Source organism: uncultured Arthrobacter sp., assembly GCF_902805515.1.
GTDB lineage: Bacteria > Actinomycetota > Actinomycetes > Actinomycetales > Micrococcaceae > Arthrobacter_D.
Window position 1 is genome coordinate 26,222 of the sequence record NZ_CADCTE010000198.1, and the last position, 16,898, is coordinate 43,119.

The 16,898-nt window shown below is 66.6% G+C and carries 21 protein-coding genes; 11 read left to right on the forward strand and 10 right to left on the reverse strand.

Features of this window, described 5'->3' with window-relative positions:
• Positions 1 to 3: 3 nt before the first annotated feature.
• The 5 genes from QZX79_RS17830 (at position 4) to QZX79_RS17850 (ending at position 4,481) form a co-directional block, all read left to right on the forward strand.
• Entirely contained in the window at positions 4 to 639 is a 636-nt protein-coding gene (locus QZX79_RS17830; RefSeq protein ID WP_294570540.1) for a hypothetical protein, read from the forward strand.
• A gap of 105 nt (positions 640 to 744) precedes the next feature.
• Positions 745 to 1,371, forward strand: coding sequence for a helix-turn-helix domain-containing protein (locus tag QZX79_RS17835; protein WP_294570541.1), 627 nt, complete (start codon positions 745 to 747; stop codon positions 1,369 to 1,371).
• Entirely contained in the window at positions 1,368 to 2,258 is an 891-nt protein-coding gene (locus QZX79_RS17840) for a DMT family transporter (RefSeq protein WP_294570544.1), read from the forward strand. The genes QZX79_RS17835 and QZX79_RS17840 overlap by 4 nt, the downstream gene beginning before the upstream one ends.
• An 83-nt stretch (positions 2,259 to 2,341) precedes the next feature.
• Entirely contained in the window at positions 2,342 to 3,238 is an 897-nt protein-coding gene (locus QZX79_RS17845) for a dihydrodipicolinate synthase family protein (RefSeq protein ID WP_294570547.1), read from the forward strand.
• Positions 3,216 to 4,481: an MFS transporter gene (locus tag QZX79_RS17850; RefSeq protein WP_294570550.1), complete on the forward strand. Its 1,266-nt coding sequence runs from the start codon at positions 3,216 to 3,218 to the stop codon at positions 4,479 to 4,481. Before QZX79_RS17845 ends, QZX79_RS17850 begins: the two co-directional genes overlap by 23 nt.
• Positions 4,482 to 4,495: 14 nt before the next feature.
• Here QZX79_RS17850 and QZX79_RS17855 read toward each other — a convergent pair whose 3' ends face one another.
• Complete coding sequence (locus QZX79_RS17855; RefSeq protein WP_294570551.1) at positions 4,496 to 5,539, reverse strand: NAD(P)-dependent alcohol dehydrogenase; 1,044 nt, start codon at positions 5,537 to 5,539, stop codon at positions 4,496 to 4,498.
• Positions 5,540 to 5,712: 173 nt separating this feature from the next.
• Here QZX79_RS17855 and QZX79_RS17860 point away from each other — a divergent pair, with 173 nt between their 5' ends.
• Entirely contained in the window at positions 5,713 to 6,606 is an 894-nt protein-coding gene (locus QZX79_RS17860) for a helix-turn-helix domain-containing protein (RefSeq protein WP_294570555.1), read from the forward strand.
• A 36-nt stretch (positions 6,607 to 6,642) separates the two neighbouring features.
• On the opposite strand, the gene QZX79_RS17865 is transcribed toward QZX79_RS17860, so the two are convergent.
• From QZX79_RS17865 to QZX79_RS17875, 3 genes are read right to left on the reverse strand one after another with little or no spacing between them, the layout of a single operon-like run.
• Positions 6,643 to 7,410: an SCO1664 family protein gene (locus QZX79_RS17865; protein WP_294570560.1), complete on the reverse strand. Its 768-nt coding sequence runs from the start codon at positions 7,408 to 7,410 to the stop codon at positions 6,643 to 6,645.
• Positions 7,410 to 7,976, reverse strand: a complete 567-nt coding sequence (locus QZX79_RS17870) for a DUF3090 domain-containing protein (protein ID WP_294570563.1) — start codon at positions 7,974 to 7,976, stop codon at positions 7,410 to 7,412. Before QZX79_RS17870 ends, QZX79_RS17865 begins: the two co-directional genes overlap by 1 nt.
• Positions 7,977 to 7,985: 9 nt before the next feature.
• Positions 7,986 to 8,705, reverse strand: coding sequence for an MSMEG_4193 family putative phosphomutase (locus QZX79_RS17875; protein WP_294570568.1), 720 nt, complete (start codon positions 8,703 to 8,705; stop codon positions 7,986 to 7,988).
• Between the two features lie 187 nt (positions 8,706 to 8,892).
• On the opposite strand from QZX79_RS17875, the gene QZX79_RS17880 reads away from it, so the two are divergent.
• A complete protein-coding gene (locus tag QZX79_RS17880; RefSeq protein ID WP_294570570.1) occupies positions 8,893 to 9,354 on the forward strand; it encodes a hypothetical protein in 462 nt (153 codons plus the stop codon).
• 61 nt (positions 9,355 to 9,415) lie between these two features.
• On the opposite strand, the gene QZX79_RS17885 is transcribed toward QZX79_RS17880, so the two are convergent.
• On the reverse strand, positions 9,416 to 9,910 hold the full coding sequence (locus QZX79_RS17885; protein WP_294570573.1) for an FBP domain-containing protein: 495 nt from the start codon (positions 9,908 to 9,910) through the stop codon (positions 9,416 to 9,418).
• 239 nt (positions 9,911 to 10,149) lie between these two features.
• Here QZX79_RS17885 and QZX79_RS17890 point away from each other — a divergent pair, with 239 nt between their 5' ends.
• The gene (locus QZX79_RS17890; RefSeq protein WP_294570576.1) at positions 10,150 to 10,563 is read left to right on the forward strand and encodes a GNAT family N-acetyltransferase; all 414 of its coding nucleotides are present in this window, start codon (positions 10,150 to 10,152) and stop codon (positions 10,561 to 10,563) included.
• A 206-nt stretch (positions 10,564 to 10,769) separates the two neighbouring features.
• On the opposite strand, the gene QZX79_RS17895 is transcribed toward QZX79_RS17890, so the two are convergent.
• On the reverse strand, positions 10,770 to 11,039 hold the full coding sequence (locus QZX79_RS17895; protein ID WP_294570579.1) for a hypothetical protein: 270 nt from the start codon (positions 11,037 to 11,039) through the stop codon (positions 10,770 to 10,772).
• Positions 11,040 to 11,164: 125 nt separating this feature from the next.
• Positions 11,165 to 11,938, reverse strand: coding sequence for an isocitrate lyase/phosphoenolpyruvate mutase family protein (locus tag QZX79_RS17900; protein ID WP_294570582.1), 774 nt, complete (start codon positions 11,936 to 11,938; stop codon positions 11,165 to 11,167).
• Positions 11,939 to 12,302: 364 nt separating this feature from the next.
• Here QZX79_RS17900 and QZX79_RS17905 point away from each other — a divergent pair, with 364 nt between their 5' ends.
• Entirely contained in the window at positions 12,303 to 13,844 is a 1,542-nt protein-coding gene (locus QZX79_RS17905) for an LTA synthase family protein (RefSeq protein ID WP_294570585.1), read from the forward strand.
• An 86-nt stretch (positions 13,845 to 13,930) separates the two neighbouring features.
• Here the strand turns inward: QZX79_RS17905 and QZX79_RS17910 are convergent, their stop codons facing one another.
• Positions 13,931 to 14,530, reverse strand: a complete 600-nt coding sequence (locus QZX79_RS17910) for a hypothetical protein (protein ID WP_294570587.1) — start codon at positions 14,528 to 14,530, stop codon at positions 13,931 to 13,933.
• Positions 14,531 to 14,677: 147 nt separating this feature from the next.
• Between QZX79_RS17910 and QZX79_RS17915 the strand changes: the two genes are divergently transcribed.
• Together QZX79_RS17915 and QZX79_RS18650 are read left to right on the forward strand one after the other, a co-directional pair.
• Positions 14,678 to 15,073 (forward strand): MmcQ/YjbR family DNA-binding protein, encoded by a 396-nt coding sequence (locus QZX79_RS17915; protein ID WP_294570589.1) that lies wholly within the window; start codon positions 14,678 to 14,680, stop codon positions 15,071 to 15,073.
• Between the two features lie 116 nt (positions 15,074 to 15,189).
• Complete coding sequence (locus tag QZX79_RS18650; RefSeq protein WP_366485160.1) at positions 15,190 to 15,858, forward strand: VOC family protein; 669 nt, start codon at positions 15,190 to 15,192, stop codon at positions 15,856 to 15,858.
• Positions 15,859 to 15,882: 24 nt separating this feature from the next.
• Here QZX79_RS18650 and QZX79_RS17925 read toward each other — a convergent pair whose 3' ends face one another.
• On the reverse strand, positions 15,883 to 16,071 hold the full coding sequence (locus QZX79_RS17925; protein ID WP_294570593.1) for a hypothetical protein: 189 nt from the start codon (positions 16,069 to 16,071) through the stop codon (positions 15,883 to 15,885).
• 120 nt (positions 16,072 to 16,191) lie between these two features.
• A complete protein-coding gene (locus QZX79_RS17930) occupies positions 16,192 to 16,884 on the reverse strand; it encodes a DUF2993 domain-containing protein (protein WP_294570596.1) in 693 nt (230 codons plus the stop codon).
• Positions 16,885 to 16,898 lie beyond the last annotated feature (14 nt).

Below are 16,898 nucleotides of genomic sequence, written 5' to 3' on the forward strand. Positions count from 1 at the left end.
TCAATGGTCGAGGAAAAAGCAGAATCCTTGCTAATGGCGTTGCTGCAAGAAGCAACCGGATCGCGGGTCATTTGGGACTTCGACGGCGTGGTCGGTCACACTGAGCCCCTGCATGAAGCCAGCTACCGCGAGCTGGCGGAGCGCCGAAGCTACGGGTTTGCCCCGGACTTCTTCGCCGAACTTGTGGGGCACACCGAGCAGTGGATCTGGGAGCGTCTTATCTCGCAGGGTTTTCCAGCCGCGGTAACCGAAGTCCCGAACCTACACCGCGAGCGGGGAGAAGTTGTCGCTGCCGTCGCCCTACGCAGCTTGAAACCCTCGTGGCTGGCTTCGCGGTTGATGCCCGAGCTCGATGGAGTCGCCGACGAGCAGGTCGTCGTTTCCAATGGTGACCCGGACCTGATCGCAGCCCTGCTTGCCGGCTGGAAGCTTCAGCCTTTCGTCACGGTAGCCCGCCGGGCTCCGGGACGGGACAAGGAAGCGATCTTCCGTGATCTTTGCGTTCCCCCATGCGTCGTCCTTGAAGACAGCGACGCCTACCTGGCGCTGGGGCGGAAGCTTGGCGCCTTCACGGTCGGCGTCCGGCACTCTCACAATCCGCGGGCAACACTCGACGCAGATCTGACGACCCACTTGTGAACCTCTCAATCCGTATCTGACTGCCCGTATCGCGGCGCTCAGTGCGGCACGCCCTCCATCACATCAGGCTATGCTAATGCACTTGAAGTGCACTATGATGCACTGATGGATGAAGAGACAACGTCGCTGGCCACGGCGATCGGTGAGCGCGTTCGAACCGAGCGGCAGACGCGCCGGTTGACGCTCGACCAACTCGCGGAGGCAGCCGGAGTGAGCCGCCGGATGGTCGTCAACGTGGAGCAGGGGCTTGCCAACCCCAGTGTCGGAACCCTGCTGCGGATCAGCGATGCGCTCGGCCTCGGGCTGCCGGCACTGGTGGAGCCGCCCCGGCCGAAGCCGGTGAAGATCACGCGGCACGGCGACGGCGCCACCCTCTGGACCGGCAGCTCAGGCGGCCGCGGGGTGCTTGTTGCGGGGACTGAAAAGCCCGATGTGGTCGAGCTCTGGGATTGGACGCTGGAGCCGGGGGAGTCCCACGTGAGCGAGGCGCACTCGGCCGGCACGAAGGAACTCCTGCAGGTCCGGCAGGGGGCGATCACTATTCGAGTCGCCGAGCAGACAGTCGTCCTCGCCGACGGTGACGCCATGACCTTCCCCGGCGACGTCGACCATTCCTACACGAACCCGGGAAGTCAGGCGGCCCGATTCACCCTGGCGGTTTTCGAGCCCGGCGTAGGGTCGGGACACAAGCCGGACGCCTCCGGGCTGCCCACCAACGGGGCCCGCCCATGAACTCCCGCGTGCGGGGTCCCGTTCCACCGTGGGGGCTCGCCGTGGCGGCGATGCTGTCGGTCCAGCTCGGGTCGGCGCTGTCGGTGGGCTTGATCGCCTCCATCGGGCCAGCGGGCACCGCGTGGCTCAGGCTCAGCATGGGAGCCGTGATCTTTATGATCCTTGCCCGTCCACCCCTGCGCCGGGTGCGCCGCCAAGATGTTCCGGTGCTGCTCGGGCTGGGCATCATGACGGGGCTGATGACGGTTGGGTTCCTCGCCGCGCTCGAATACATTCCCCTGGGCACCGCGGTTGCGATCGAATTCCTCGGCCCGTTGACCGTCGCCGCCGTGCGCGCCCGTTCCTCCCGGGCCCTGGTCTGGCCGATCCTCGCCCTGGGCGGCGTCGTGCTGCTGACCGAACCCTGGCACGGTGAAGTGAATCCCGTCGGCATCCTCTTCGCAGGACTCGCCGCCGTCGGCTGGGCGCTCTACATCGTGCTCAGCCAGCGCGTCGGAGACCGTTTCAGCGGCATCTCATCCCTCTCACTCACCATCCCTGTCGCCGCAGTAACCGCTGCCGTCGTCGGGATTCCGCAGGCGGCGGGGCACCTGAGCCTCGAGGTCATCGCCGCGGCCGCGGGTTTGGCCCTCCTGCTGCCCGTGCTGCCGTTCGCCCTCGAAATGCTCGCCCTTCGACGCATGACGGCGACAGCCTTCGGTACCCTGATGGCGCTCGAGCCGGCGATCGGGTTGCTCCTGGGGTTGATCGTCCTCCACCAGCAGCCCTCGCCTGTGCAACTGCTCGGCATCCTCCTCGTCGTCTTCGCCGGTGCCGCGGCGCAGCGGGGAGGCCGCCGTTCCACCCAGCACCCGTCAACCGCGCGCCCCGCCGACCTCCCCGGCTGACCGGGCGCCCGGCGCACTCCAGACGGCCGCCCCGATACCGGCGGGCGCAGGCCCCCAGTCCTCCCAGAAAAGGAGCACCGAAAATGTTCACAGGCCTCAGCGCCTTCCCGCTCACCCCGCTCGCCCATGACGCCGTGGACGAAGCCGCCTTTGTCCGCCTCATGACACGGCTTCGGGAAGCACGGGTCGACTCCATCACTGCACTCGGCTCCACCGGGTCCTATGCCTACCTCAGCACCGACGAGCGCGCCCGCGTCGCCCGCCTGGCGGTGGAGCATGCCGGGCCGGTCCCGGTGTTTGTCGGGATCGGGGCGCTGCGGACCTCGCAGGTGCTTCGCAACGCCGACCTGGCCATACAGGCCGGAGCGTCCGCCCTCCTGCTGGCGCCGATGACCTACCAGCCCCTCACCGAGGACGAGGTGTTCGGCCTGTACCGGGCGGTGACCGGGCACTCGCCGCTGCCCGTCATCGTCTACGACAACCCCGGCACCACCCACTTCACCTTTTCAACCGGACTCTACGGACGCATCGCCCAGCTGCCGGGGATCGCCTCGATCAAGATCCCGGCCGTACCCTCGGACCCGCAGTCGGCCCGGTCGCGCGTTCGGGAGATCCGGTCGGCCATCCCGGACCACGTGACGATCGGGGTGTCAGGGGACGCCGCAGCGGCCGCGGGACTGGCCGCCGGTTGTGATGCCTGGTACTCGGTCATCGGCGGCACGCTGCCCGCCCCGGCCCTGCGTCTGACCCGGGCCGCCCAGCAGGGACGGGCCGACGACGCCGCCGCCGAGTCCCAGCGCCTGGCCCCGCTGTGGCAGCTCTTCAGCGAGTACGGCGGCAGCATCCGCGTCGTGGCCGCCATCGCGGGAGAGCTGGGGCTGGCGTCGGACAACTGCCTTCCGCTGCCCATTCAGGGGCTGAACGACCAGCAGCGGGCACGCGTGGCCGGAGTGATCCGTGACCTCCGACTCGACGGCTGAACCCGGAACCGCCACCGGCCCCGGCGGTCACCACGGAGGACGTACCGGCACCGGAACCCGGCACCTCAGGGACCGCCGGGCCGCGGGGTTGGCCCGCTACGTCGTCGCCGCCACCCTCGTGCGGAGCGCCGACGGCGGTGCCGTCGTCGCCATCGTGCTCCTCGCCCTGGACAGCGGGCTTCCGGGCTGGCTGGCCGGCGTCCTCGGCGCCTCGATCACCGCACCGCACCTGCTCGGCCCGTTCATCGCCCGGCGCCTCGACACCGCAGACGACGGCAGGAAGCTCATCGCGCTGTCCGCGGTCCTTCACGGGGTGCTGCTCGGCGCCGCGGCCCTGCTCCTTCCGGTGACCTGGCCGCTCTGGCCTGCCCTGCTGCTCGTCGCCTCGGGCCTCTTCGGACCAATGCTCACCGGCGGAATCAGCAGCCGCCTGCCCGCCATCGCCGGTCCGGCCCTGAGGAGCCAGCGCAGGGTGCAGAGTTGGGACGTGGCAAGTTATGGGCTGGCCGGAACCCTCGGCCCCGCCGCCGTCGCCTGGATCGCTGCGGCGGCCGACCCGCTTACCGCCACCCTCCTCCTCGCCTCGGCCGCAGTCCTTGGAGCAGGAGGCATCCTCGCCCTGCCAAGGCAGGAGCCACCCGTTAAGGGCGCCGAGGTGCCGGGGCCGGTACGGACCCTCCGACTGATGGTGCGTTCCGGCCCGCTGCGCCGCACCCTCCTGCTCACCGTCACTGTCGCCTTCGCGGTGGCGGCTCTGCCCATCAGCGCGGCCGCTGCCACACTCGACACGCCCCCGGCCGCCGGCACCCTGGTCGCGGCATACGGAATCGGAAACCTCCTCGGCTCTGCAGCCCTCATGATCCGTCCGCTTCGCAGGGATGCCGACCGCCTGATGAGTTCCCTGGCCTTCGTCGTGGCAGCGATGCTCACCCTCACCCTGCTCACCCCCACCTTCGAGGCCTCCCTCGCGGCGTTCTGCCTCACCGGAACCGCGAATGCGCTGTTCTTCGCCGCAACACTCGCCGGCCGCAGCGAATACGCCCCGCGGGCCGCCCGCGGCCTGGTCTTCATCTGGGTCGGCGCACTCAAGATCGCTGCGGGCTCGGCTGGGACAGCGGCCGCAGGCGCCGCCATTCCGTTCGGTTCCTGGGTCCCGCTCGGCCTTGCCTCGGCGGCGACCGTCGGGGCCGCAGCCATCAGCATGCTCGATCGGTCCCGGTCGGGGGACCAGCGAGCCAGTTAGCGGCGGAGAGCCTGTTAGCCGAGGGTCGAGGTGTCGATGACGAACCGGTACCGCACGTCGGAGGCCAGGACGCGTTCGTAGGCCTCATTGATCCTGTCCGCCGAAATAACCTCGATCTCCGCACTGAGTCCGTGCTCGGCGCAGAAGTCGAGCATTTCCTGGGTCTCACGGATGCCACCGATCATCGAGCCGGCGAAGGAACGGCGGCCCATGATGAGGGAGAACGCGTTGACGGGGAGCGGTTCGGGCGGGGCTCCGACGTTCACCAGGGCGCCGTCGAGGGCCAGCAACTCGAGGTAGGCGCTGATATCGAGTGGGGCGCTGACCGTATTGATGATCAGGTCGAAGGACCCGGCCAGGTCCGTGAAGGTGTTCTCATCGCTGGTGGCGTAGTAGTGGTCGGCACCCAGTTTCAGGCCGTCCTCCTGTTTCTTCAGCGACTGGGAAAGCACGGTGACCTCCGCCCCCATGGCGTGCGCGAGCTTCACCGCCATGTGACCGAGGCCGCCGAGCCCGACGACGGCGACCTTCCGGCCGGGGCCGGCGCCCCAGTGGCGCAGCGGCGAGTAGGTGGTGATTCCCGCGCACAGCAGCGGGGCGGCAGCGTCGAGGCCGATCCCTTCGGGGATGCTGACGACGAAGTCTTCGGTCACCACGACGTGCGTGGAGTAGCCGCCCTGGGTGATCGTCCCATCGCGGTCCACCACGCCGTAGGTGCCGACGGACCCGGCGAGGCAGTACTGTTCCTCGCCCTTCCGGCAGTTCACGCATTCCCCGCACGAGTTCACCATGCAGCCGACACCCACCCGGTCGCCGACGGCGTGTTTGGTGACCTCCGCGCCCACCTCGGTGACGATTCCGGCAATCTCGTGGCCGGGGACCAGCGGGTACTGCTGCGGTCCCCACTCGCCGCGGACGGTGTGGATGTCGGAGTGGCAGATGCCGGCGAACTTGATCTGGATGAGCACATCGTGCGGGCCAACGTCGCGGCGCTCGATGGTGGTGGGGATCAGGCCCTCGGTCGCTGAAGGCGCTGCATAAGCAGTAACGGAAAGCATGGTTTCTCCTAACAAAGCTGGGCTTGAACGGCGCCGTCCCGGGGGCGCATCGGCATTCCCTCGGTGCCGTTCCCATCAATTCGACCCTGTTTCGCGCGCTTGAAGAAGGCTGCCTTTATCGGGGGGACAGGTTCTACCCCTCACGCCGCAGAACGCAGGGTTATCGTGGATTCATGGACAACCAGCCCGACAATCGCGCCGACATCCGGGACTTTTTGGCCAGCCGCCGTGCGAAACTCCGCCCCGAGCAGGTCGGCCTGCCGGCCGGCAGCCGGCGGCGCGTTCCTGGACTGCGCCGCGAGGAGGTTGCGGTTCTCGCCGGTGTGAGCACCGAGTGGTATGCACGGTTGGAGAAGGGCAACATCAGCGGTGTGTCCGACGACGTCCTCAAGGCCGTCTCCCGTGCGCTGCAGTTGGGCGAAGAGGAGTGCCTGTACCTCTTCGAGCTGGCGCGGGCCGCCCGGCCCGCACGCCGGGCACCCCGCCGGACGGAAGCCGGGGTGGCGCCCTCGGTGCAGTGGCTGCTGGACTCGATGACGCTCTCGGCCGCGTTCGTGTGTAACGGCCGGCTCGACGTCGCCGCCAGCAACCCTCTCGGCCGGGCGCTTCACGCCCCGATGTTCACCAACGCATCCACCACGGCCAACGGGCAGGCGAACTTCGCGCGCTTCCACTTCCTGGAGCCGGCGGCCCGGGAGTTCGTCGTCGACTGGGAGGCCGGGGCCGCGGCGACCGCAGCACTGCTTCGCGCCGAAGCCGGCCGGGACCCCAACAACAGGTCCCTGCGCGAACTGGTGGGCGAACTGTCCACCCTGAGCCCCGAGTTCCGCACCCTGTGGGCCTCGCATGACATCCGCTTCCGCCACGAGGGGATCAAGCGGCTGCGGCACCCCGTGGCGGGGGAGCTGAAACTGACCTATCAGTCCCTGACCCTGCCCACCTTTCCGCGGGCGGTCCACCGCCTCAGCGTCTACACCGCTGAACCGGGCACAGCCCACGAAGAGCGGTTGCGGCTCCTCGCAAGCTGGGCGGCCCCGGTCCAGCAGACAGCGGAAACGAACAACTAGCCGCGGCAGCCGGCCGACCGGCCCGCAGCGATCCCGTTAGAACAGCGGCCAGGGAACCGCGGGCATCCCGCCGCTCGGAGCCGGAAACCGCCCTGCCCGGCGCATCCGGGCACAGCGCGCGGCGAGGGAAGCGATTTCTTCGGCGGTGAGCAGGTCCGCCAGGCCGCGGCCCAGCTCTCCGTGCAGTCCTTCGCTGATCCGGTCGATGCCGTCCCGTTCCTCGGCGGTCAGCGCGTCCCCCAGCCATCCCCAGAGCACCGTGCGCAGCTTGTGGTCGCTGTGGAAGGTAAGCCCATGGTCCACGCCGTGCCGGTGCCCGTCCGTCATGGGAAGAATGTGGGCGCCCTTGCGGTCGGCGTTGTTGACGACGACGTCGAACACCGCCATGCGCCTCAGCGCCGGCGAGTCTTCGTGAACGAGGGTAACCATCCGTCCGTCCTCGTCCTGGCCCTCAAGGACGGGTTTCCAGCCGGTCTCGGGCACCTTGGCCGTCGCAACCAGGTCCACGGCGTTTTGGGCCGGGTCCTGTTCCTGCCAAAGCTGCACCATTCCCTCGCCCAGCGGACCATCGCGCAGCCAGGTCTTCGGCACGACGTTCCAGCCCAGCACCTGCGAGACGAGGTAGGCGGCCACCTCCCGCTGAGCCAGGGTGCCGTCGGGAAAATCCCACAACGGGCTCTCGCCTGCGATCGGCTTATAGACCACCGTGGTGCCGCCGACGCTGCCCAGGAAGGTGGCGTTCGACGCCGTCGTGATGCGCCCGGTGAGCGTCAGCTCGGCGGTCACCAGGTCGGGTGCCGGCATCAGTCCTCGGGAAGGGTGCAGGTATGGCCGTCGGCGTCCACTGGGTAACCGCAGATCGGGCAGATCGGACGCCCGGCGCCAACGATCTCGCGGGTGCGCTTGGCGAAGGCACGGGCGGTGCCGACCGGCATCCGCACCCGGAGCACTTCGGATCCGTCAGCGTCGTTGTCATCGAGCGATTCGGCCTCGTCGTCGGCCTCGTCGTCGGCCTCGAGATCGGCGAGAGGGTAGGCCTCGACGACGATCTGCGCCGTCGTCGGGTCCCAGCCCAGGCTCATGGCGCCGGTTCGAAACTGCTCCTCAACGGCGTCGAGCTGGTCATTGTCGACGAGTTCGATGGGAGTACTTGTGGGAACGCTGAAGGGGTTGCCGTCGAGGGTGCCGAGCTGATCGAGGATTTCGTCGATCTTCTCCGCAAGCTGCGCGGACTGCTGCTTCTCCAGGGCGATACTGACGATCTGCTTCCCGGTGCGCGCCTGCAGGTAGAACGTTCGTTCCCCCGGAGCGCCGATGGTGCCGATGACGACCCGGTCAGGCCAGGGGAACTCGTGAACGATTGTAGGCATAGACCTATTTTAGGCTGAGGAAGCCGGCGGCGCCGTGTGCCCTGCGCCACCGCCCACCGGTGCATCGCCGGAGGGAACGCTGTTCGCCAGCCAGGACAGATCTCCGGCGTCGGTGTTGGTGGCATAAACGTTCGGCCGGCTCGTGCCGTAGCGCACTATCGACACCGAGGCCGGACCGACCGTGATTCGCTGGAACAGGTCGAGGTGCATGCCGAGCGCGTCAGCGAGGATCGACTTAATGATGTCGCCGTGACTCACCGCCACCCACACCGCCCCTGGCCCGTGCTCGGCTTCGAAGGCTGCATCGTGGCGTCGAACCGCCGCAACTGACCGGGCCTGCATCGCGGCCATGGATTCGCCGCCGGGAAAGGTGACGGCGGACGGTTGCGACTGCACCACCGACCACAGATCCTCGGTCGCGAGATCGCTGAGCATGCGTCCCTGCCACTGGCCGTAATCGCACTCAGTCAGACTCGAATCGACATTCATATCGACCGGTGCGTGCGGGGTGCCGGCCTGGCGATCCAGGATGAACCGGGCGGTCTGCTGACAACGCTCGAGGGGGCTCGACACCACACCGACGACCGGAACGGACGCGAGCCGCTCTCCGGTCAGGGCCGCCTGGTCGCGCCCGATCTGATCCAGTTCGACGCCGGCAGCCCGGCCGGCCAGCAGGCCCGTGGCATTGGCTGTGGTGCGGCCGTGCCGCACGAGAATAACTGTGGCCATCCCCCCAGCCTAGCCATCCGCCCGCCGGCCAGACTCCCAACGCGGGGGAGCGCTTCCATAATTCTCCTGACGCTGACCCCGAATCGCATGCTAGTTTGCTCGCATGAAGACCATGGGGGGTTTCGGACGTACGCATACATCGGGGCCGCGCCGCCCGCCAACCTTGGTGCTTCGGGCGGGGCTGCTCATGGCGGTGGCCACGCCGGCTCTCCTGACCGGTTGCGCCGGGGAAGAACCGCGCGAACCCACCTCCCATGCAACCTCGGCGGAGGACGCAACCAACCGCCAGAGTGCCTGTCTGCGCGACCGCGGGTGGGAGGTCTCCATCACCGACGACGGCGCGATCTCGATTTCCTCCTCGTCAGTGTCCGAAGAGCAGCTGGACCTGTACCGGAAGGACGCCGAGGAATGCGGGGAGGGCCTGCTCCCGGACCCAGCGACATTCACCGGTGAGCAGTGGTCGGAAATGTACACAGCCGTCACGAATTCGGCGGACTGCCTGGCCAAGCAAGGATACGAAGCCCCCGACAGGCCCACACTTCAGGCCTTCATCGACATGGACGGCGGCTGGAGCCCGTACTCGGAGATCGATACCTACGACTTTGAGAGACTCGAAGACCTCTGCCCGCAGGCCGAATACTGGGGTTAGGACCGTCCCGGATCATGCCGACCGGGACGCGTCCTGATACGTAGCACCCTGTCGTCCTTGGCTACTGCTGCCGCACGCGGCCTACGAACTTCTCGGCGCGCTCCCGGAACTCCTCCACCTGCCGCTTGACCACGAGCGCCGGGTCGGGGTGGATCTCGTTCGCCGGCGGTTCCTTGCGCACGTTGGACGAGCAGAGGAAATCGGCGCAGATGAGGGTGCCGACGGTGTTGCCGTTGCGGCCGGACTGACCGGCCCGGCGCGCCACCCAGAGCAGAACGTCCTCCTTGGAGAAGACGTCGCGGCACAGCTCGCACAGAACCGACCGGTTCCTGCGGGGACCCCCTTCCGGCGCCCTGAGCATGACGCCTGTGAGCCCCTGATCGGTCGGCAGGACGAGGTAGCCGCGCAGCGGCATCTTCTCATCACGCCAGCCGAGGAGGTCGAGGTTCGCCCAGTCGAGTGTCTCGAGAACCTTGGGCGGAGTCAGCTTTACGGTCTCGGACCGGGTGGCGTTGATGAAGGAGGAACGGATGTCCTTGATGGAGAGGGGGTGCATGAAAAATCGCCTTTGCGGTGCAGGAGGATCGCCACGACGCGGATCCAGGAACGACGGGGAGGAACAGCCGTGGTCTTCACCCGAAGGGGGATTGTGCCCGAATTTCACCCGTTGGTACAGTCCGTCGTGAGCGCAGACGATCACGCATCTGCGGTCTTCCGGCTACCCAAGGTGCTCCCATGCGTCCTGCTGCTCCGTCTGACTCCGCCCCTATTGCTCAGCTCGTGATTGAGGCGGACATGTTTCCTCAAGAGGCACGCGGCTTCATCGAGGAGATGATGGCTTCCTACTTCGCCACGGGGCAGGCGAGCGGGCACGCCTGCATTGTCGATGAACGCGACGGCCGGGTCGTAGGAGTGGCCTACTATCAGCCCAAGACGGCTACCGACCGGGTGTGGGACCTGACGATGATCGCCGTGCACCCTGCCTTGCAGGGCCAGGGACGCGGAGCTACGCTCCTCGCGCAGGTCGAGCAGGATCTGCGCGATCAGGACCAGCGGCTCCTGCTGATTGAAACCTCGGCGTCAGCACAGTACGACCTGACGCGCAGGTTCTACGGAAAGAACGGATACGACGAGGAGGCGAGGATCAGAGACTACTGGGAGGACGGGGATGACCTTGTCCTGTTCCGCAAGGCACTGAAGACACAATGAGCGCTACAGCGACCACCAGGCGCTGAGGCGAATGCTTCGATCATGCAAGTGGAGCACGCCTTTGAGCAGCGGTTGCTCAATGAAATGGGATCTCATCATTCTTTACCGATGGATTGACGGCACCGCACTCATAAGAGAATCCTCCAATGGGTGCTTTCTCGGGCAAGTTCGACGCGGTGCCGCTGTGGCGACCTCTAACGCGCCGGCTACAACGGCGAGTCTTTCCCACCCTCAGGGTTCGAGGGCGGCTCTTCGTCGTCGTCGTCGTAATAGTAGGTGGTTTGAATTGTGCTCTTGCCGATCAATTTTTCACGATGCTTCTCGGTCTCCTCGGAGTACCTGTAGCTCCACTCGGAGGCACATTCACCGGCGGCGATCATGGCTAGAGCGAGTGTCATGCCAATCAGCACGTCCCAGTTGCCGAGGATGAGACTTAGGATTGCAGCGGCGATCAGTAGACCACCGGAAATGGCCAAAAGAATTCTGATCGGAGTCTCCTTACAAGGTCAGCTGCCTTGACCGCCGAGCCTAATGAGCCCCCGGAGGCGTCTGCAATCAGCTAACGACTGGAAGGGGGCCGGAGAACTGCGGCTCCTCAGCTTCAGTGACGGGTCGTCCGCTCAAATTCCCCGAGCATTCTCTGGACGGCGTCATAGGGTGTCGCTCGTGTTGCCGGTCTTCCGTCCCGCACGTCCGTGGCAACGCGCAGGGCCGCATCCAGGGCTGCCCGGTACGGCAGGGAGCCCGTACTGATCCGCCGCACCCCCATCTCGCCGAGCCAAGTTGAGGTGTGGGCGGTACTGGCCAGCACGTTCAATGGGGCAGGGATCGCCGTGGTGAATGCCGTGATCTCGGCGGGCTTCAGAACGCCCGGCACGAAGATGCCATCCGCGCCTGCCTCAACGTACCGGTGGGCCCGCTCCAGAGTGGACTCAACCGTTGCCTGCTCACCGAGCCAGTAGGTGTCTATCCGGGCATTGACGAAAACGCCCGGGTTTCGGTCCTTGATCGACGAGATTTTCGCCGCATGCAGGTCGGGAGCGACAAGGCTTCCCCCGGTGCTGTCCTCAATATTGATCCCATGCGCCGCCAGCCGGTCGACGTAATCGGCGACGGCGGCTGGTGAATCGGAGAAGCCATCCTCAATATCCGCCGAGACGTAGCAGTCGAGGTTCAGGAGCTGATGAACCAGCCGTGCAGTGCTGTCCTGGACGGAACGCCGCGCATCGGCGTGCCCGTCGCGAGCGGCGAGGCCGAAGCTTGTGGTGCCGATCGCGGGGAAACCCTCCTGCCGGAACATCAGGGCAGAGCCGACGTCCCAGGCGTTGGGAAGAATGAGCGGCGAGGCGCCGTGGTGGAGATCGAAGAAGCTCAACAGACCGCCCCCACTGCTCCGGCACACCCGAAATGTGCTGGAGGACAAGCGAAGTGTTCCCGCCCACAATTCAAATCAGAAAAATCCATCTCAACCCCACGCCCTTCCGGATCTATCCGAATCGTGACAGGTAGCACAATTCCGCTCGACCCATTATGCAACGCGGCAATTCCACCGCTGTCCCGCACCGCCGCCGAACGATTCCCGGCAACCGGGCGTTGAACCAGCACATGCTGAGGGGTACGCCCCATTACCAACGGGTGAACGACCGTTGAACGGGTAGGGTAGCGGCACTAGGCTTCGATCGGCCCGAGAACGGGTTGGTTTGGCGAACGCCCGGGCAACTGGAATGCGAGGTGTAGCGATGTCTGACCGGATTCTTCACGTGACCCGACGGGTCGGCGTCGTCGTCGGCCGCATCGTTGTCTACGTCCTGATCTGGGCCGGACTCGCGCTGCTCATCGCCTCCTTGGGCATCCGTATGTACTGGGGCGAGATTTCCGTGGGTCAGATGCTCCTGAACCTCGTCTCCGTGGAAACCGACGGTGGGGGCGGACCCATCGTATGGACTGGAATCCTGGGCATCGGAGTCGTACCCCTCCTCATTACCGTCGGAGTCGCGATATGGCAGTCCCTCCGCCGCCGCAGGCGCCGCCGCAACGGCGACGGCGACCGTCCTCGTCGCCGTCAGTGGATCATGCACACCGTCTCCACCGCCCTGGTGGCCGCGGTCGTCGTCGGCGGCACCACCGCCTTCGCCACCACGGTGGGCCTGGGGGACTACATCCGGGCGGCGAACTCGAAATACGACATCGGCGATTACTACGTGAAGCCGGTTATCACCAACGACGACGACAAGCGCAACCTGGTGGTGATCTACCTCGAGTCAGGGGAGGCCACCCTCGCCAATGACCGGCTCTTTGAGAAAGACGCGTTCGCTCCTCTAAAGGAGGTGTCCGAGGCCTCGGACGGCTGGCAGAGCGTCGATGACTTCCAGCAGTACAAGGGTGGAGGCTGGACCATGTCGGGGCTCGTCGCGACGCAGTGCGGCGTTCCGCTGAAGGGCGTGGGCTCCGCTGCGGGCAATGATCTCGGCGGCGGTCTCGACACTTACCTGGGAGGGCTCACCTGCATGGGCGATGTCCTGGATGAGCACGGCTACACCAACGTCTTCCTGGGCGGTGCCAACGCCGCCTTCGCCGCGAAGGGCACCTTCCTCAGCAGTCACGGCTACTCCGGGCAGAAGGACCTCTCCGACTGGCGCGCCGCCGGCGAACCGGAGAAGAACTTCCGCAGCGACTGGGGCCTGAGCGATGAACGCCTGATGGCCTACGCCAAGGACGAGATCGACGGGCTGCACGCCGAAGCGGAGAGGACCGGTGAACCGTTCAACCTCACTGTGCTGACGCTTGACACCCACGAGCCGGCGTACATCTTCGACTACTGCGACGTGGATACCCAGGAGGAGGTCACCTCGGTGTTCTCCTGCTCCATGACCCAGGTGGCTGGATTCGTTGAGCACATGAAGGAGAAGGGCTACCTCGACGACACCGCCGTGGTGATCATGGGCGACCACCTCAAGCACATGGGCGCGAATGACGCCTTTCACGAGCAGCTGGACAACCACCCCAACCGCACCATCTTCAACCGGATCTGGATTCCGGGTGGAGACACGGACGGCGCGCTGCGCCCCCGCATCGATCAGCTGAACCTTTACCCCACCCTGCTTGAAGCCGCCGGGTTGACCCTGAAGGATCAGGAGGCCGGGCTGGGCGTGTCCGCCTTCGCCGCGGAGGTCCCCAAGGGTTCGGGCCAGGCGATGAAGCCGGACGCCTACGGTGAACTGCTGGAGTCGCGTTCCCCGCTGTTCTACACAGAAGCCTGGGCCGGTCGAAACGCCCGGTAGGGCTTTCCCCGCCCGACGGCGAAGCGCAGCCCCTCCGGCCGGAAAAGTCCCGGTCAAGCGCCGACGTCAGCAGCCCACCTGGATGTCTAGCTCCGCGTGCGTCTGGGCAGTACCTCGCTGTCCGCGTGCCCTGAAGGCAGTGCGGTGGAGCCGGAATGACCCGACGAGATCTGCCGTTTGAGCTGCTCAAGCTCTTCCTTGAGCAGGTCGACGTCGGCGCGGTATCGATCGAAGGCCGCCGTCCGGCGCCGGGCCATCGTAAAGCCGATGCCGGCGGCGAGAATGGCGAGCGGGAACGACGCGAGGAGGGCCCAGCCGGACGCGGCAAGGAAGTCCAGCGCGACGGGAAGTGCCTGCTTGAACGCGAGGAACTCGTTCACCCCACCGACCACGTCCTCCAGAGCGGAATCCAGGTCGCCCAGATACTCACCAACGATGGGCGTGTCGGACAACGATGGGGTGCTCAGCGACGGATCTTTCCCTGAAGACCAGCGCGGATCGTTGAAAGAATTCAGTACGTAAATCGCGGCACCCGCATTGAGCGCCGCGAAAAGGAGGACTGAAGAAAGCGCAGTCCAATGAAGCTTGCGCGGACGCCAGAAGCCGGCCGCGAGCGCGAAGACGATGGCCGCGATCCACGGAAGAATGCGGAGTACGTCGAGGCTGATGCCGCCCAAAAGATCCAAAATGTTCCCCGCCCCGGACAGTCGAATGTCATTGATGATTCGTTCCCAGTGAGCCTATCCCAGTCACCTCGGCCCATGCGGCAGCGGTTCCCGCCCGTGGGTGGCCGATGCTGGTTGCGCGCGAATACGGGCGGCTAGGGTGGTCGTATGGACTTCGAGTGGCTCCGGATCTCGTGTCTGTCCTTCCCGGGTGCCTACGAGGACTACCCCTTCGGCCCCGAGACAGCGGTATTCCGCGTCCGGGTCCGCCAGCAGGGCGGGACGCCGGCGGGCAAGATCTTCGCGTTCGTCGGGCGCCGGGCCGGGCCGGTGTCCATCTCCTTGAAGTGCGATCCGGCGCTGGCTGTCCAGCTTCGGGCTGCGCACCCCGAAATCACAGGCGCCTGGCACCTCAACAAGAAGCACTGGAACGGTGTGCGGCTCGATGGAACCCTGTCTGCCGCAACCGTGCGGGACATGATCGAGGATTCCTATGACCTGATCGTCGCCTCCCTTCCTGCCGCGGACAGGGACGCACTCGGCTGGTCGCCGGGGCTGCTGTAAAAGGCGACCGCAGTTGGCTGTATCCCGGCACGTAATACCAACCGGGCACCCTTGCGCCGGGTGCTCCACGGTGCCACCCTGAGGCTCACCTGAGAGGTACGACAAGGGAGGCCAACGTGAACCCGACAGAACCCGATACCAGCACCGAGGCCACGGCTCGGAGCGCCGCGGTGGACATGAAGCTGGAGGTGATCGTTATACCGGTTGCCGACGTCGACCGCGCGAAACAGTTCTACGACAGCCTGGGGTGGAGGCTCGACGGCGAACGCGTCGACGGGAACTTCCGCAGCCTTCAATACACACCCCCCGGCTCCGGATGCTCGGTTCAGTTCGGCAGGCAGGTCACGCTGGCCGAGCCTGGTTCCGCCCGGGGCACGCACCTGATCGTCACCGACATCGAAGCGGCGCGCCGGGACCTCGTCTCCCGGGGTGTTGATGCGAGTGAGGTCTTCCACTGCGAGTCCGGTTACGCGTGCAGGTTTCCAGGCAACGACGAGCCCGTTCCCGGGCCCCATCCGGAGCGCGGCACCTACGGGTCGTTCGTCTCGTTCAGTGATCCGGACGGCAACAGCTGGATCCTGCAGGAGATCACTCAGCGGTTCCCGGGCCGCGTTCAGGGCGGGACCGCGTTCGGCTCGCCCGCCGACCTCGCCCAGGCACTCGAGCGCGCCGCCGCGGCCTATCAGGACCTGGAGAAGCGCAACACCCAGGAGGACCCTAACTGGGCGCAGTGGTACGCCTCGTACCTCGCACGGGAGCAGAGCGGCGAGGAACAGACGTCATAGCATCTGGGAGGGCACCCGGAGTGGTTACTGCCCACCGCCCTCGAGGTGCTGGACGGCGTCGTCGTACGCCTGTTCCGGGGTGCGGCCCTGCTCGCGCGAGACGATAAACGCTGCATACCAGTCCGGCCACGCATGAGGAGCGGAGTTTGCTTCGTACTTGCCGTGGTGTTCCTCGGCCTCATGGAGAAGTGAGGTCAGTGTCGACACGTCCATTGGTGGTCCTTCCCAAACGTTGGTCGCTGGTGGTTGACGGGAACCGCGGCGCGGGTCGCCGGGGGACCATTGTCCCGAATCGCGCAGGATCTTGGAAGAATATTTCAGGACGAGCACACCTCAGGGGGCGAGTTCGACGTCCTCACCCCGGAGGTTCGCACGGAATCCGTCGTCCCTGACCGCGACGTCCTGGAGCACGAGGCCCTCCGGCAGGCCCTCGATGTCGTGCTCAATAGTCACAAACCTGCGCACGACGGCGGCGGTGGCATCGGAGAGGAAGTCCGGCCCGCCGACATCGATCGACCGCGGTTCGAGAACCAGCCTGCCGTCCTCAACATCGACGGTGCCGGTGGCGGTGACGCGCAGTTCGCGGCCCAGGGCCTCGACCGTGCGGACCACCGTGGCCTGGCCGCCGTCGGCGGCCCGGATCACCGACCCGCCGCCGAGCTCCTCGGCGACGACCTCGTACGGCACCGTCGCGTCCACGGCGAGCCGGCCGGCGACGAGCCCCTCGGGGCCCGAGACCACGTCCTGGCCGACCGCCCGGACGTCGTGGAGCACCGATCCCGCCGTCACCAGCGTCCCGGCGTCGAGGTCAAGGTCTGCGAGCCACACCTCGTCCTCGCGCAGCCCGTCCGGTGGCACGGCGCCCATCGGGCGCCCGGTGCCCTGTGTAGGCGACGGCTCAGGCTCAGCTTCATTCCCGTTCGCCGGGTCGCTTGCCGCCCACCAGAGGACGACGAGCGCAACGCCCAGGGCGAGAACCATCCCTCCAGCACCGATCAGCCAGTCCTTCGCACGCTTCCACTCCATGAGGACAGTCTGAT